Source organism: Streptomyces sp. NBC_01283 (assembly GCF_041435335.1).
Taxonomy (GTDB): Bacteria; Actinomycetota; Actinomycetes; order Streptomycetales; family Streptomycetaceae; genus Streptomyces.
Genome location: NZ_CP108430.1, coordinates 7,301,118 through 7,316,085, shown reverse-complemented (window position 1 = coordinate 7,316,085; position 14,968 = coordinate 7,301,118). Strand labels below are relative to the sequence as shown.

15 protein-coding genes are annotated in these 14,968 nt (G+C 72.0%); 14 read left to right on the top strand and 1 reads right to left on the bottom strand.

Annotated elements, in window-relative coordinates:
• Window positions 1-135 precede the first annotated feature (135 nt).
• The 11 genes from OG302_RS33155 to OG302_RS33105 are packed head-to-tail and all read left to right on the top strand — an operon-like array spanning window position 136 to window position 10,194.
• On the top strand, window positions 136-1,623 hold the full coding sequence (locus tag OG302_RS33155; protein WP_371530135.1) for an aldehyde dehydrogenase family protein: 1,488 nt from the start codon (window positions 136-138) through the stop codon (window positions 1,621-1,623).
• A 57-nt stretch (window positions 1,624-1,680) separates the two neighbouring features.
• Window positions 1,681-2,634: a VOC family protein gene (locus tag OG302_RS33150; protein ID WP_371530134.1), complete on the top strand. Its 954-nt coding sequence runs from the start codon at window positions 1,681-1,683 to the stop codon at window positions 2,632-2,634.
• Window positions 2,631-3,428, top strand: coding sequence for an aspartate dehydrogenase domain-containing protein (locus OG302_RS33145; protein WP_371530133.1), 798 nt, complete (start codon window positions 2,631-2,633; stop codon window positions 3,426-3,428). The genes OG302_RS33150 and OG302_RS33145 overlap by 4 nt, the downstream gene beginning before the upstream one ends.
• Window positions 3,425-4,204 carry an alpha/beta fold hydrolase gene (locus tag OG302_RS33140; RefSeq protein ID WP_371530132.1) on the top strand — a complete coding sequence of 260 codons (780 nt, stop codon included), beginning with the start codon at window positions 3,425-3,427 and terminating at the stop codon, window positions 4,202-4,204. The genes OG302_RS33145 and OG302_RS33140 overlap by 4 nt, the downstream gene beginning before the upstream one ends.
• A gap of 27 nt (window positions 4,205-4,231) precedes the next feature.
• Window positions 4,232-4,753, top strand: a complete 522-nt coding sequence (locus OG302_RS33135; protein WP_371530131.1) for a cupin domain-containing protein — start codon at window positions 4,232-4,234, stop codon at window positions 4,751-4,753.
• A complete protein-coding gene (locus OG302_RS33130; protein WP_371530130.1) occupies window positions 4,746-5,486 on the top strand; it encodes an SDR family oxidoreductase in 741 nt (246 codons plus the stop codon). The genes OG302_RS33135 and OG302_RS33130 overlap by 8 nt, the downstream gene beginning before the upstream one ends.
• Window positions 5,487-5,505: 19 nt before the next feature.
• Window positions 5,506-6,291, top strand: a complete 786-nt coding sequence (locus tag OG302_RS33125) for an SDR family oxidoreductase (protein WP_371530129.1) — start codon at window positions 5,506-5,508, stop codon at window positions 6,289-6,291.
• A 21-nt stretch (window positions 6,292-6,312) separates the two neighbouring features.
• Window positions 6,313-7,938, top strand: a complete 1,626-nt coding sequence (locus tag OG302_RS33120; protein ID WP_371750308.1) for a thiamine pyrophosphate-binding protein — start codon at window positions 6,313-6,315, stop codon at window positions 7,936-7,938.
• 12 nt (window positions 7,939-7,950) lie between these two features.
• Window positions 7,951-8,886, top strand: a complete 936-nt coding sequence (locus OG302_RS33115; protein ID WP_371530128.1) for a 2Fe-2S iron-sulfur cluster-binding protein — start codon at window positions 7,951-7,953, stop codon at window positions 8,884-8,886.
• 49 nt (window positions 8,887-8,935) lie between these two features.
• Window positions 8,936-9,169, top strand: a complete 234-nt coding sequence (locus OG302_RS33110) for a recombinase-like helix-turn-helix domain-containing protein (protein WP_371530127.1) — start codon at window positions 8,936-8,938, stop codon at window positions 9,167-9,169.
• A gap of 5 nt (window positions 9,170-9,174) precedes the next feature.
• Window positions 9,175-10,194, top strand: a complete 1,020-nt coding sequence (locus OG302_RS33105) for a Rieske 2Fe-2S domain-containing protein (protein ID WP_371530126.1) — start codon at window positions 9,175-9,177, stop codon at window positions 10,192-10,194.
• Window positions 10,195-10,197: 3 nt separating this feature from the next.
• Here the strand turns inward: OG302_RS33105 and OG302_RS33100 are convergent, their stop codons facing one another.
• Window positions 10,198-10,740 (bottom strand): MarR family winged helix-turn-helix transcriptional regulator, encoded by a 543-nt coding sequence (locus OG302_RS33100; protein ID WP_371530125.1) that lies wholly within the window; start codon window positions 10,738-10,740, stop codon window positions 10,198-10,200.
• 193 nt (window positions 10,741-10,933) lie between these two features.
• On the opposite strand from OG302_RS33100, the gene OG302_RS33095 reads away from it, so the two are divergent.
• From OG302_RS33095 to OG302_RS33085, 3 genes are all read left to right on the top strand, one after another.
• Window positions 10,934-11,605, top strand: a complete 672-nt coding sequence (locus OG302_RS33095; protein ID WP_361834118.1) for a FadR/GntR family transcriptional regulator — start codon at window positions 10,934-10,936, stop codon at window positions 11,603-11,605.
• A gap of 140 nt (window positions 11,606-11,745) precedes the next feature.
• The gene (locus tag OG302_RS33090) at window positions 11,746-12,804 is read left to right on the top strand and encodes a PAC2 family protein (RefSeq protein WP_371530124.1); all 1,059 of its coding nucleotides are present in this window, start codon (window positions 11,746-11,748) and stop codon (window positions 12,802-12,804) included.
• Window positions 12,805-13,090: 286 nt separating this feature from the next.
• Window positions 13,091-14,905, top strand: coding sequence for a S8 family peptidase (locus OG302_RS33085; RefSeq protein WP_371530123.1), 1,815 nt, complete (start codon window positions 13,091-13,093; stop codon window positions 14,903-14,905).
• The last annotated feature ends 63 nt before the right edge of the window (window positions 14,906-14,968 follow it).

Below are 14,968 nucleotides of genomic sequence, written 5' to 3'. Positions count from 1 at the left end.
GTCTCCGCAGCGGAAATCCCGAAGACCACTCGTCGGTGGGGTCTTGCGCTCCAGATATTTAAGCCCTTAGATTTCTAGCGCTTACCGAAGTCAACTGGGCGTTCACTGAGCCCCGTTCCGCCAGGAGGCCCCTCCATGCCCCGCATCCCAGCCGACGAAGCGCTCATCGCGGGCGAGTGGCGACGCGGCGCGGGCGCCCCGGCCGACACCGTCGACCCCGCGACGGGCCGCGTCCTCGCCACCATCCATGCCGTCTCACCCGACGAGGTTGCCGAAGCGGCCCGGGGAGCGGCCGAGGCCGCCGCCGACCCGCGCTGGCGCGACCTCCTGCCCCACCGGCGCGCCCTGCTCCTGCACCGCGTCGCCGAGCTGATCGAGGCGTCCGCGGACGACCTCGCGGCCCTGCAGACCGCCGACACCGGCAAGGCGCTCACCGAGACCCGCGCCCTGGTGGCCAGCGCGGCGGCCACCTTCCGCTACACGGCCGCCGCCCTGGAGACCGCCGAGGAGGCGATCACTCCGCCGCGCGGCGACTACGTGACGATGAGCGTGTACGAGCCGATCGGCGTCGTCGGCGCGATCAACCCCTGGAACTCCCCTGTCGCCAGCGACGCCCAGAAGCTCGCCCCCGCACTCGCGGGCGGCAACGCGGTCCTGCTCAAGCCCGCCGAGTGGACCCCGCTCGTCTCGCTGGCGCTCGGCCGCCTCATCAGCGGCGCCCTGGCGGAATTCGGGCTCCCGGCAGGCCTGCTGTCCGTCCTCACCGGGCGCGGCAGCGTCGTCGGGGACGCGATCGTCCGCGATCCGCACGTCGGCAAGGTCACCTTCACCGGCGGCACGAGCACGGGCCGGACGCTCGCCCACGCGGCAGCCGAGAAGCTGATGCCGGTCTCGCTCGAACTGGGCGGCAAGTCACCGACGGTCGTCCTCGCCGACGCCGACGTCGAACAGGCCCTGGCCGGCGTGATGTTCGGGATCTTCTCCTCCAGCGGACAGTCCTGCATCGCGGGGTCACGGCTCTTCGTCGCCCGCGAGCTGTACGAGGAGTTCGTCGGCGAACTGGTGCGGCGCACAAGGAAGTTGCGGGTCGGGCCCGGCACCTCCCCCGACACCCAGGTCGCACCCCTCGTCCACCACAGGCACCGGGACTCCGTCGCCTCGTACGTCGATCTCGCCCGCGAGGAAGGCGCGCGGGTGCTGTGCGGCGGGGGCGTGCCGGAGGGCGCGGAGTACCGGGACGGGGCGTACTACCTGCCCACCGTCCTGGACGGCCTGCCCAATTCCTCGCGAACCTGCCAGGAGGAGATCTTCGGGCCCGTCCTGGTCGCGCTGCCCTTCGACGACGAGGACGACCTCGTGCGGCAGGCCAACTCCAGTGTCTACGGCCTGGCCTGCGGCATCTGGACCCGTGACCACCGGGCCGCCTGGCGGATCGCGCGACGCGTCGACGCGGGCACGGTCTGGATCAACACCTACAAGCAGTTCAGCATCGCCACGCCCTTCGGCGGCATGAAGGAGAGCGGCCTCGGCCGCGAGAAGGGCCGCGACGGCATCCGCGCCCACCAGCGCCAGAAGTCCCTGTACTGGGGCGTCTCCGACGCGCCTCTCCCGTGGGCCGGCTGAACCCCACCCCATGCCTCAACCCCGCCGCACCTGAACCCCGCACCTCTGGAGCAGGTCATGTCCCGACCCCCCGTCCCCCAGCCCCCGATCGCCCGTCTCCGCGCCCTGCGCTCCGTCGAGCTCCTCACCCCCTCCTTCACCGAGGCGGCCGACTTCTACCAGGAGGTCTGGGGCCTGGAGACCGTTGAGGCCGAGCGCGGCACGGCCGCCTGGCTGCGCGGCACCGGCGCCGAGCACCACGCCCTCCAGCTCACCCGCGCCGACCGCGTCGGGCTCGGCAGGATCTCCTTCGCGGTGGGCACGCCCGCCGAGGTCGACGAGGCCGCCCACAGGCTGCTGGCCCGCGGCATCACACCGGTCGCCGGGCCCGGCCCCCTCGACCAGGTCGGCGGCGGCTACGGCCTGCGCTTCACCGACCCCGAGCACCGTCTGATCGAGATCAGCGCGGAGGTCCACGCGGTGGCGCCGCGCGGCCAGGACGGCGCCGTGCCGGTCGGCGTCACGCACGCGGTGCTCAACACCGCGGACATCGACGCGTCGGTCGCCTTCTACCGCGACGTCCTCGGCCTGCGCGTCTCCGACTGGTCCGAGCACCAGATGGCCTTCCTGCGCTGCAACGCCGACCACCACTGCATCGCCTTCAACCAGGCCGAGTGGGCCTCGCTCAACCACGTGGCGTACGAGATGAGTTCGGTCGACCACTTCATGCGGGGCCTCGGCCGGCTCAGGCACCACGGAGTCGATCCGCAGTGGGGGCCGGGACGGCACGGCCCCGGCAACAACACCTTCTCCTACTTCACCGACCCCTCCGGGCTCGTCTGCGAGTACACCTCCGAGGTCGCGCAGATCGTCGAGGACGCGTGGATCGCCAAGGTCTGGCGGCGGGTCCCCGAGCTGTCCGACCTGTGGGGGACGGCAGGGCCGCCGTCGAAGGAGATCCGCTGCCACATGGCGGGGTCGCCCGATCCCGGTCCGCTTTCCCTCGTTGAGGCCCAGGAGGTTCAGGCATGAGCGGCGTACGCAAGGTCGGCATCGTCGGCTGGGGCGCGATCGGGCGGGTCGTCGGCACCTCGCTCGCCGAACACCGCGTCACTGGCGCCGAGTTGACGTGCCTCGTCGACAACCGTCCGCTCGGCGAGAGCGCCCCCGCCCCGCAGGTCTCCTTCGACGAGGCCCTGGACCGCTGCGATCTCGTCGTCGAGGCAGCGGGCCAAGGAGTCGTACGGGAATGGGGCGAGCGTGTCCTCACCTCCGGGACCGATCTGCTGGTCGCCTCGACCGGCGCGCTCACCGACGAGGAGCTCTCCAAGCGGCTCCTGGCCGCCGGCCCCGGCCGGGTGTACTTCACCGGGGGCGCGGTCGGCGGGCTCGATCTGCTCCAGGCGGTGCGTACGCTCGGGCCGCTCGACGAGGTCAGGCTCACCACCACCAAGCTGCCCTCCACCCTCGAACAGCCTTGGATGAGCGCCGAGTTGCTGGCCCGGATGCGGGCGGCGACCGGACCGGTCGTGGTCATGTCCGGGACCGCGCGCGACGTCCCCGTGAAATTTCCCAAGTCGACGAACGTCGCCGCCTCGGTCGCCCTCGCCGTCGGCGACCTGGACGCTGTGCGGGTCCAGGTCGTCGCCGATCCCGGCGCCCATCACACGCGGCACGTCGTCGAGGCATCCGGAGCGCACGGCACGTACCGCTTCGAGGTCGCCCATCTGCCGGACCCGGGCAACCCGGCGACCAGCCAGGTCGTGCCGTACGCGGTCCTGCGCAGCCTGGCGGCGCTCGCGGGGCGGACGGGGCAGATCCTGTGACCGCCGTCCTTGTGGAGGAGTCCGGCGAGCGGGGCCCTCTCCTGCTCTGTCTGCACGGCATCGGCTCCTCGTCGGCCGCGTTCGCACCGCAGCTCGCCGAGCTGTCCGCGTACGTGCGGGTCGTGGCCTGGGACGCTCCCGGGTACGCCAAGTCCCCTGACCCGGAAGGCCCGTTGGACCTGGACGGGTTCGCGGACGCGGCAGCCGGTCTCATCCGGGAGCGTGGCGCGAGCGCCCATGTACTCGGTGTCTCGTGGGGCGGTGTGATCGCGCTGCGGCTCGCGGCCCGGCACCCCGAGCTCGTCGACTCGCTGATCGTCGCGGACTCCAGCGCCGGTTCCGGCACCGACCCCGCGAAGGCCGACGCCATGCGGCAGCGGGCCGCCGAGCTCGCGGAACTCGGGCCGCAGGCGTTCGCCGAGCGTCGCGGGCCACGGCTCGTCTCGCCGGACGCGCCTCCCCAGCTCGTCCGGCGGGTCGTCGACACCATGGCCGCCTCCGTGCGCCTGCCCGGATACGCGTACGCCGCCGAGTCCATGGCCGACGCCGATCTGCGCCCCGAGATCCCCGGCATCACCGCCCCCGCACTCGTCCTCTGCGGCGACCAGGACCGGGTCACCGGCGTCGAGGCCTCCCAAGCCATCGCCGGGGCCCTGCACAAGACCGCCTACGTGATCGTCAAGGACGCCGGTCACCTGGCCAACCAGGAGCGGCCCGAGGCCTTCAACGCCTGGGTCCTCTCCCATCTCCGCATCACCGCCCGCATCCCTGAGTAGCGCACATCCCTGAGTAGGAGCTCCCTCATGCCTCTGACCACCACCGAATACGACAACGGCGGCGACCTCGGCAAGTACACCGACTCGCTGATCGCCACCAAGGAGTCCCGTGTCGCGGACTTCAGCACGCTGTCCTTCCAGGAGAAGGCGGGCCCGCAGTACCGCCGCGGCCAGATCCGTTACGTCGGCTCCGGCGCGACCGGCAATCACGAGAACGACAGCCGCATCCTGCCCTCCGGCGGCTTCACCTTCTCCAACATGCTCCTGCCGCCCGGCGCCGAGGGCCCCGAGCACACCCACCACGACGTCGAGGAGGCCTTCTTCGTCCTGGAGGGGCAGGTCAAGGTGGGCATCCACCGGGGCTCCGACGAGGCCGAGTACCGCACGCTCGGCTACCGCGACATGATCGTCGTCCCGGCGGGCGTGGCCCGCTCCCTGAAGAACGAGGGCGACACCGACGCACTGTTCTGCGTCGTCATCGGCACGCGGAAGCCGCAGGTGCCGACGTACCCCGAGCACTCGCCGATGCACGGCGTCACCCGTGACTGACGACCGCACCGTCGTCATCACCGGCGCGGGCCGTGGCCTGGGACTCGCCATGGCCCGCCGGGTGGGCGAGGACGGCTTCCGGGTCGTCGTCGCGGAGGTGGATCCCGCGCTCGGCGCGCGGGCCGTCGCGGAGCTGCGGGCCGAGGGCCTCGACGCGCACTTCGTGCGGTGCGATGTGGGCGACCCGGCGTCGGTGAAGGAACTGGCCGCCGCAGTACGGGACTTGGGGCCGCTTTACGGCCTGGTCAACAATGCCGCGCTCGCCAACGGCGTCGGCGGCAAGGAGTTCCAGGACATCGACGTCGAGGTGTGGGACCGGCTGATGGCGGTCAACGCCCGCGGCCCCTGGCTGGTCGCCAAGGCCCTGCACCCGCTGTTCCGCTCCCCCGGCCGCATCGTCAACATCGCGTCGGACGCGGCCCTTTACGGGTCTCCGCGGCTGGCCCACTACATCGCCTCCAAGGGTGCGGTCATCGCACTGACCCGGGCGATGGCGCGTGAGCTGGGCGAGAAGGGCATCACCGTGAACGCGGTGGCGCCGGGCCTGACCGAGGTCGAGGCCACCGAGACGGTGCCGGCGGAGCGGCACGCGCTCTACCGGGGCAACCGGGCGATCTCGCGCCCGCAGCAGCCGGACGACCTCGTCGGGCTCGTCTCCTTCCTCCTCTCCGAGGAGTCCCGCTATCTCACCGGACAAGTGGTCGCCGTCAACGGCGGCTTCACCATGAACTGACGTACAGGAGCGATGAGTTATGGATCTGGGCCTCGCCGACCGGACCGTCCTGGTCACCGGCGGCAGCTCGGGCGTCGGCCTGGCCACGGTCCGCGCCCTGCTCGACGAGGGCGCGTGCGTCGCGACCTGCGGACGTGACGCCGAGCGGCTCGGGAAGGCCGCGGCCTCGCTCGGCGGCGGCGACCGGCTGCTCACGGGCGTGTGCGACGTGCGCGACGCGGACGCCGTGCGGGAGTTCACGCGGCATGCGGCGGACACCTTCGGCTCGGTCGACGGGCTGGTCAACAACGCCGGGCAGTCCCGCATGAAGGGCCTCGACGAGTCGACCGCCGACGACTGGCGCGACGAACTGGAGCTGAAGTTCGCCGGGGTCCTCAATCCCCTGCACGCGGCCCGCCCGTACCTGGCCGCCTCGGACGCGGCGAGCGTCGTGAACGTGAACGCGGTGCTCGCCAAGCAGCCCGAGCCCCGCCTCATCACCACCAGCGCGGCCCGCGCGGGCATCCTCAACCTCTCCAAGTCCCTGGCCACGGAGCTCGCCCCTCAGGGCATCCGCGTCAACTCGGTCTGTCTGGGCCTGGTCGACACCGGCCAGTGGACCCGCCGGCACGCCGCCGCCGCTTCCGGCCTCAGTTACGAGGACTGGCAGGCGGAGCTCGCGGCGGACCGGGGCATCGCCCTCGGCCGGCTGGGCCGCGCGGAGGAAGTCGCGTACGCGATCGTCGCGCTGCTCTCGCCCCGCGCCTCCTACACCACCGGCACCAGCATCGACGTCTGCGGCGGCGTCGGCCGCGGCATCCTCTGAGGAGCTCACCCCATGCCACCCATGCATTACGCCACCGGCGGCGATCTCCTCGTCGCCGTCCTGCGGGAACTCGGCATCGACACGGTCTTCGGGATCGTCAGCGTGCACAATCTGCCGCTGGTCGAGGCGGTCGACCGGGAGCTGCGCTTCGTTCCGGTACGTCACGAGGCGACCGCGGTGAACGCGGCCGACGCCTATGGCCGTGCGCGCGGCTCCCTGGGCTGCGCGCTCACCTCGACGGGCACGGGCGCGGGCAACGCGGCCGGATCCCTGGTCGAGGCCCTCAGCGCGGGCACCTCCGTCCTGCACGTCACCGGTCAGGTGGAGAGCGAGTTCCTGGGCAGCGGCCGTGGCTTCATCCACGAGACCAAGGACCAGCTGGGCATGCTCCGGGCGGTCTCCACGTACGCGGCGACCATTCCTTCGGCGGCGGACGCGGGCCGCCTCCTGCGCGACGCGGCCCGGGCGGCCCTCGCCTCGCCGGGCGGTCCCGCGAGCGTGGAGTGGCCGGTCGACCTGCAGTACGCGGCCCAGACCGATGCCGCCGAACCGGTGAGCGCGCAGGTCCTCCCCCACCCTGCCGCGAGTGAACTGGACTCGGCACGGGCCCTGTTGGCGTCCGCCGAGCGTCCCCTCGTCTGGGCGGGCGGCGGCGCCACCCGTGCGCGCGCCGAGCTCGCCGAGCTGCTCCACGCCACCGGCGCGGGACTGCTCACCTCCAACTCCGGCCGTGGTGCCGTGCCCGAGGACCACCCCCAGGTCATCGGGAACTTCGCCACCACCCCGGCCGCCCGCGCCCTCCTCGCGGACGCGGACCTGCTGCTGACCGTCGGCACGCACTTCCGGTCCAACGAGACCGCCGACTACGGGCTCGCGCTGCCCGAGGCGCACATCCAGATCGACATCGACGCCGCCGCCCTCGGCCGCGTGTATCCGGCACGGCACGCCCTGCGCGGTCACGCTCCCGACGTGCTCACGGCCCTGCTGCCGCACGCCCGCCGCGCCGACGAGAGCTGGACCCGCCGTGTCGCCGCCGTCCGCGCCGACGTCCGGGCCACCCTGCACGACAACATCGGCCCGCAGGCCGCGATCTGCGACGCCATCCGTGCCGCGCTGCCCCGCGAGGCGGTCGTGGCCCGCGACGTGACCATCCCGTCCAGCAGCTGGGGCAACCGGCTCCTGGAGATGTACGACCCCCGCGACAACGTCTTCCCGCGCGGCGGCGGCATCGGACAGGGGCTCGGCATGGGCATCGGCGCGGCGCTCGCGCGGCCCGACGCGCCCACCGTCGTCCTCGCGGGGGACGGCGGGCTCGCCGTCCACCTGGGCGAACTGCTCACGCTCGCCCAGGAGCGGCCGCGCCTCACCCTGATCGTCTTCAACGACGGCGGGTACGGCGTGCTGCGCAACATGCAGGACCGCTACAGCGAGCGGCGCTCCGGCGTTGATCTCGCCACGCCGGACTTCGAACTCCTCGCCCGGGCATGCGGCCTGCCCTACGCCAGGATCGCCGCCGAGGAACACGCGCAGCCCGTGATCGGCCACGCCGTCGCGTCCGACGGGCCGACCCTCGTCGAGGTCGACCTGGCCCGCCTGGGACCGATGAAGAACCCGTTCACCCCGCCCGTCAAGATCCCCGGCCAGTGAGGAGGCCCCACCATGGCCGACAGTGAACTGACGCTGCTCGTACGCCGCATGACCTGGGAGGCGGACGGAGTGCTCTCCGTCGAGCTCGCCCACCCGGACGGCAAGCCGCTGCCCGCCTGGACCCCCGGCGCGCACCTCGACCTCCACACGGGCGGGCACGTACGTCAGTACAGCCTGTGCGGCGACCCGCGGAACGTGTCCGCGTACCGCATCGGCGTCCTCAACGAGGCTTCCTCGCGCGGTGGTTCGCGGTACGTGCACACCGAGCTGCGCCCCGGCCAGACGGTCACCGCCTCCGAGCCGCGCAACCACTTCGCCCTGGAGGACGCACCCGGTTATCTCTTCGTCGCGGGCGGCATCGGCGTCACCCCGCTCCTCGCCATGGCCCGCGAGGCCGCGCGGCGCGGGGCCGACTGGCGCATGGTGTACGGCGGGCGCAACCGGGGCTCGATGGCGTTCACCGATGAACTGGCGGCCTTGGACGGTGGTTTGAGCGTCGTACCGCAGGACGAGCACGGGCACATCGACCTCGCAGCTGCCCTCGACGGGCTGCCCGAGAGCACGCTCGTGTACTGCTGCGGTCCCGAGCCGCTGCTCGCGGCCGTGGAGGCGCGCTGCCCGGCGGACCGGCTGCGCGTGGAGCGGTTCGCCGCGCCCGTCGTGGAGCACACCGGGGACGACGCGGCGTTCGAGGTGGAGTGCCGTCGCTCCGGCGTGACCCTCTCCGTCGACGAGGGCACCTCGGTCCTCCAGGCCGCCGAGGCCGCGGGCCTGAGCGTCACCAGCTCCTGCCAGGAAGGCATCTGCGGCAGCTGCGAGACCCGTGTGCTCGACGGCACGCCCGACCACCGCGACTTCCTGCTCAGCGAGGCCGAGCACGCGGCCAACACCTCGATGATGATCTGCGTCTCGCGGTGCGCGTCCGGCCGTCTCGTCCTCGACCTGTGACTCCTCGACCTGTGATTCCCCGATCCGTGATTCCCCACCGGAGGCAACAGTGACCACCGCGACCCCCACCTGGCCGTACCTGGAAGTGCACCAGTCCCGGACGCGCGAGCCGACCCCCTACGAGTACAAGCTCGCCGCCACCCTCGAAGAGGTCTTCACCAAGGAGGGCCATGAACTTTCCGATGTGGTGCGCGGCTTGAACGCCCGTCAGGTCCACGCGCCCGACGGCGCCCCCTGGACCGAGGAGTCCTTCCGTGCCGAGATGAACCGACTGGGAGCGTGACCCCGATGACCACCCTGACCGGCCCGACCGCTTCCGCCGACCGCATCTACGCGACCGGCCTGCGCAACCAGTGGCACCCCGTCGTCCCCTCGCACTTCGTCGCCCCCGGCGCCATGCGCAAGGTCACCGCCCTCGGCGAGCAGTGGCTGCTCTTCCGCCGCTCCGACGGCGCCCTGTCGATGCTCGCCGACCGCTGCCCGCACCGCGGGGCGCCCCTCTCGCTGGGGAAACACCTCGGCGACCGGGTGGCCTGCTGGTACCACGGCGTGGAGATCGAGACGGACGGCACCGTCTCCTCCGTACCGGGTCTGCCCGGCTGCAACCTGGAGGGCAAGAAACTGGTCACGTCGCTGCCCGTGCGGGAGACCGGCGGCGCGATCCTCGCGTACTTCGGCGACGAGAAGCACCCGGAACCGGCCGAACTGACGCTGCCGGAGCCGCTCACCGACCCCGAGGTCGACGCGATCCTCTGCTACGCGGAGTGGGAAGGACCCTGGCGGTTCGCTGTGGAGAACCTCCTCGACCCGATGCACGGCGCCTTCCTGCACCACGAGTCGCACACGATGTACGACGGCGACACCACCGCCAAGTTCCGCATCCGGGAGACGGACCGCGGCTACTTCTTCGAGAAGACCGACCAGCGTGGCGTCAACTTCGACTGGGTGGAGCTGTGCCGCACCGGCGTGGACTGGGTCGACCTGACCATCCCGTACCCGCCGTCGGCCGGTCCCGGCGGGCCGTTCGGGATCGTCGGCATGGTCTGCCCGGTCGACGAGAACCGCACCGGAGTGTTCTTCTGGCGCTACCGCCGCGTGCGGGGCTGGCAGCGCGACACCTGGCGCTTCCTCTACAGGACCCTCATCGAGGAGCGCCATTGGCAGGTCCTCGAACAGGACCGGGTGATGCTGGAGGCGATGCCGGCCGACGCCGACCAGCGCGAGAACCTCTACCAGCACGACCTGGGCGTGGTCAGGCTGCGCCGGATGTACCGCGCGGAGGCGGAGGCTCAGGCCGCCGCCTCGTAGTACTCAGGCCTCTGCTTCGTCAGGTGCGTCGGAGTCGGTGATCGACCGTTCCAGCTTGGACATCAGACGGGCCAGCTGGCGGCACTCGGCCGGGGTGAGTCCGCCGAGCATCCGGCGTTCGTTGTCGAGATGCTCGGCGAACACCTCGTCGATCTTGGCGAGGCCCGTGTCGGTGAGCCGTGAGTAGACGACGCGGCGGTCCTCGGCGTCGCGCTCGCGCACGATGAGACCGTCCTTCTCCAGGCGGTCGATGCGCAGCGTCACCCCGGCCGACGAGACGAGACCGGAGTCGGCGAGCTGGCCCGCCGTGAGCCGGTAGGGCGCCCCTGCCCTGCGCAGCGCGGTCAGCACGTCGAACCCGGCGACCGCGAGGCCGTGCCGCTCGATCGCCGTGGTGAGCCTGGTGTTGTAGCGCAGGAAGGTCCGATGCAGCCGCGCGAGGACCTCCAGGGGCGCGGTGTCGAGATCCGGCCGTTCCCTCGCCCAGTCCTCGATGATCGATGCGACCGCGTCCCGCTGGGCCCCCGCCGACTTCTTCCCGGCCATGTGCCGTAGCCTCCCTCTCGCCCGTACCGCGGTCAGTACGGAAATCTTAGCCCTGAGAGAAGTACGCCCGGCACGGCACGTCCCACGGGCGCCGCGGGCGGATATTCACCGGACTCGCGTGCACAACGGCCCCAGGACACGCCATAATCATCCGATACATCGGATGTCTTCTGTCTTGTGAGGCGAGGTCCCCATGGCTGTCACCGACGAAGCCATCGAAAAGATCAAGGGCATGATCGTCTCCGGCGCGCTGCGCCCCGGCGACCGGCTGCCCAAGGAGAGTGAACTCGCCGCCGACCTGGGCCTTTCACGCAACTCCCTGCGTGAGGCGGTGCGCGCCCTCTCGCTGATCCGCATCCTCGACGTACGGCAGGGCGACGGTACGTACGTCACGAGCCTGGACCCGCAGCTCCTCCTCGAAGCGTTGAGCTTCGTCGTCGACTTCCACCGCGACGACACGGTCCTGGAGTTCCTCGCGGTGCGCCGCATCCTGGAGCCGGCGGCCACGGCGATGGCGAGCACGCACATCACCGAGGCCGAACTCGACGTGCTGAGCGCCCAGCTGGACGCCCTGGGGCCCGCACCCTCGGTGGAGGAACTGGTCGCCTGCGACCTGGAGTTCCACCGGGGCATCGTGCAGTCCTCCGGCAACTCGGTGCTCTGCTCGCTCCTCGACGGCCTCTCCGGACCCACCACCCGGGCCCGCATCTGGCGCGGCCTCACCCAGGAGGACGCCGTCAGCCGCACCCTGCACGAGCACCGCGCGATCCTCACCGCGCTGCGCGACCGCGACGCCGAGGCGGCCAGGTCATGGGCGACGGTGCACATCGCGAGCGTGGAGCAGTGGCTGCGCTCGACGCTGTGAAGCACGGCCGCCGAGGGAGTGCGCGGGCATCCCGCGGGGCAATGATCCATTCATCGCGGCCCGCGCAAGGGGGCTGCGGAGGGCCCCGCCGGACGCCGTAAGGTTGGGGCGTACGTAAAGGACGTCGGAAGGAGGCCTGGGTGATCGAGCTCGAGGGGGTTCCCGAGCTGGTCGACCCGGTCATGGTGGCCGCGTTCGAGGGCTGGAACGACGCCGGCGACGCCGCCTCCACCGCGGTCGCGCATCTCGACAAGGAGTGGAAGGGCGAGGTCTTCGCGGCACTGGACGCCGAGGACTACTACGACTTCCAGGTCAACCGCCCCACGGTCTTCCTGGAAGGCGGCGTCCGCAAGATCACCTGGCCGACGACCCGGCTCTCGGTGGTCCGTGTGGGCGGCGACAAGCCGCGTGACCTCGTGCTGGTGCGCGGGATCGAGCCGTCGATGCGCTGGCGGTCGTTCTGCAACGAGATCCTGGGCTTCGCCCATGAGCTGGGCGTGGAGCTGGTGGTGGTCCTGGGCGCGCTGCTCGGTGACACCCCGCACACCCGCCCCGTCCCGGTGAGCGGCGTCACCTCCGACCCGGACCTGGCGCGCACCATGGACCTGGAAGAAACGAAGTACGAGGGTCCGACGGGCATCGTCGGCATCCTTCAGGAGGCGTGCACGCATGCGGGCGTCCCGGCGGTCAGCCTGTGGGCGGCCGTCCCGCACTACGTCTCGCAGCCGCCCAACCCGAAGGCCACGCTCGCCCTCCTGAACCGCCTGGAGGACCTGATCGGCCTGCGGATCCCGCTGGGTGACCTCGCCGAGGACGCGCGCGCCTGGCAGGTGGGCGTGGACCAGCTCGCGGCCGAGGACAGCGAGGTCGCCGAGTACGTCCAGTCGCTTGAGGAGGCGCGGGACACGGCCGAGCTGCCCGAGGCGACCGGTGAGGCGATCGCCCGAGAGTTCGAGCGCTATCTGCGGCGGCGCGACGGCGGCGGCCCGCCGCAGCCCGGCGGCCATGCCACGGAGGGCGGCGACGCATCGCCGTATCTGCGCGACAGCCCCGGCGGCGACCGCACACGGCCGCCGAAGCCGCAGACGCGTCCGGACACGGAGACGGGACCGGGCCCCGGAACAGGGACGGGACCGGGGCCGGAGTCCGGCGAAGAGACCAGCGGCGAATCCGGACCCGCTGATTCCTCCGAGGACTGACAGAAGGCACCGAGCGACATGGGGCGGCATCCGTAAGGGTGCCGCCCCTTGTGTTGCGGTTGGCGGGATCGAGGCGTGACATCGGCTTCCGGACGAATTGCACGGGGTTCCCCGATTGCCTTGATTTCAAACGCAGTTGGGGCAAAGGGGGTGGACGACCGAGCCCGGCGGTAGCAGGGTGTGCCCCGGAATACGCGGCCACAGCGCACGGCACGGCACCCGTCCCCGAGTCCTCGACTCCGTTCGGGCAGGGGAGACCTCAGCGACCCAAGGGAGCGGTGAAGCGATGACCGACCAGGTAGAGCCGGCAGGGGGCCCGGGAGCCAGTGGCCCCGGACCCGACGGGGCAGGATTCACCTACCGCGCGTCCGAGCAGGAGCTGATCGTCGTCGCCCGGCCCGAGGCCCGGCTGCGCGCCGGGACGGAGGGCGTCCGTTCGGCGGCGGGCTCCGACGTATCAGCCCTGAACATGTTCCTCACCGATGAACAGCTGGCCCTGGAGCCGCTGTTCGGCAACGAGGAGCGGCTCCTGCCCACGGGCCGGCAGCCCGGCGAACCGTACGGCGGCGACGGCAGCAGCGGCGGCGACGTGCCCGATCTCGCGCTCTTCTACCGCGTGCGCGGCGGCGAGAGCAGGGCGCAGGAGCTGCGCTCGCGGATCGCGGCGCTGCCGGGGATCGACACGGCGTACGTCAAGCCCGGCGCCGTACCGGCGACGCTCGGCTCGACCGACCGGCCGCAGACCCCGCTCCAGGGTCAGCCGGGCCCGTCCGGTTCGCCCGACGCGGGCGAATCCGGGCGCCGCAAGGAGGGCGCCCCCGTCACCCCCGACTTCACCGGCCGCCAGGGCTATCTGCGCCCGGCGCCGGAGGGCGTCGACGCGTACTGGGCGTGGCAGCGGCTCGGCGGTTCGGGCGAGGGCATCACGGTGATCGACATCGAGGGCGCCTGGCAGCTCAGCCACGAGGACCTGACGGGCAAGCTCGCCGGTGTCGTCGTCGGCACGCCCATCCAGGACGTGGCCTGGCGCAACCACGGCACCGCGGTGATCGGAGTGATCGGCGGCGACCGCAACCACGTGGGCATCACCGGCATCGCGCCCGAGGCCATGACCGCGACGGCCTCCTTCCAGCCCCTGGGCACCGCGGCCACGATCCACGCGGCGGCGCAGCGGCTCGGCCCCGGTGACATCGTGCTGATCGAACTGCACCGGCCGGGCCCGCGGTTCGAGTTCGAGCCGCGCGACGACCAGCGGGGGTACATCGCCCTGGAGTGGTGGCCGGACGACTACGCGGCGATCCGGTACGCCACCGCGAAGGGCGTCATCGTCGTCCAGGCGGCGGGCAACGGCGCGGAGTCCCTGGACGACGCGGTGTACGAGCGCAGGCCCGACGAGTTCCCCGCGGGGTGGCGCAACCCCTTCAACCCCTCCAACCGGCCTTCGCGCGCCGTCCTGGTCGGCGCGGGCGCACCGCCGCCCGGCACCCACGGCCGCGATCACGGGCCGGACCGCTCGCGCCTGGGGTTCTCCAACTACGGCGCCCGCGTGGACGCGCAAGGCTGGGGCCGCGAGACGACCACGACCGGCGGCTCCTGGAACCAGCCGGGCGACCTCCAGGGCGGCCCGGACGAGATCGCCTGGTACACGGACACGTTCTCCGGCACCTCGTCCGCTTCCCCCGTCGTCGTCGGCGCCCTGGCGTGCCTGCAGGGGATGCTGAAGGCCGCGGGCCAGCAGCTGATGACGCCTGACCGGGCGCGTGCGGTGCTGCGCTCGACGGGCTCGCCGCAGCAGGACGCTCCGGGCCGCCCGGCATCCCAGCGGATCGGCAACCGCCCCGACATCAGGTCGGCGGTCACGAATCTGCTGCCGTCGGCGGTGGGCTCGGGCCGGGCCGAGCGCTACTGGGACGAGCTGATCCCCTATCCCCCCGAACTCCCGCCGCGCCTGAGGCTGTTCGTCGCGGGAGAGTGGCGCAACCTGAACGACCCGTCCCCCGACATCCGCCAGGCGGTGCGTGCCGCCTTCGCGGGAGGACACCCCGACGTACGCGTCTGGTTCTCGGACGACGAGATCGTCGGCCTGGTCGTCGCGGGCTGAGGAGCCCGTGTGACACCGGAGCACCACGTGCATTGCTGAAGCACCACAACCATTGAGGGAAGG

Bases quoted from the DNA above. Each gene is read 5' to 3' on its own strand.
- OG302_RS33115 (WP_371530128.1), top strand. From the start codon at position 7,951: ATGGCCGACAGTGAACTGACGCTGCTCGTACGCCGCATGACCTGGGAG.
- OG302_RS33100 (WP_371530125.1), bottom strand. From the start codon at position 10,740: ATGGCCGGGAAGAAGTCGGCGGGGGCCCAGCGGGACGCGGTCGCATCG.
- OG302_RS33155 (WP_371530135.1), top strand. From the start codon at position 136: ATGCCCCGCATCCCAGCCGACGAAGCGCTCATCGCGGGCGAGTGGCGA.
- OG302_RS33125 (WP_371530129.1), top strand. From the start codon at position 5,506: ATGGATCTGGGCCTCGCCGACCGGACCGTCCTGGTCACCGGCGGCAGC.
- OG302_RS33085 (WP_371530123.1), top strand. From the start codon at position 13,091: ATGACCGACCAGGTAGAGCCGGCAGGGGGCCCGGGAGCCAGTGGCCCC.
- OG302_RS33095 (WP_361834118.1), top strand. From the start codon at position 10,934: ATGGCTGTCACCGACGAAGCCATCGAAAAGATCAAGGGCATGATCGTC.
- OG302_RS33150 (WP_371530134.1), top strand. From the start codon at position 1,681: ATGTCCCGACCCCCCGTCCCCCAGCCCCCGATCGCCCGTCTCCGCGCC.
- OG302_RS33105 (WP_371530126.1), top strand. From the start codon at position 9,175: ATGACCACCCTGACCGGCCCGACCGCTTCCGCCGACCGCATCTACGCG.
- OG302_RS33120 (WP_371750308.1), top strand. From the start codon at position 6,313: ATGCATTACGCCACCGGCGGCGATCTCCTCGTCGCCGTCCTGCGGGAA.
- OG302_RS33145 (WP_371530133.1), top strand. From the start codon at position 2,631: ATGAGCGGCGTACGCAAGGTCGGCATCGTCGGCTGGGGCGCGATCGGG.
- OG302_RS33135 (WP_371530131.1), top strand. From the start codon at position 4,232: ATGCCTCTGACCACCACCGAATACGACAACGGCGGCGACCTCGGCAAG.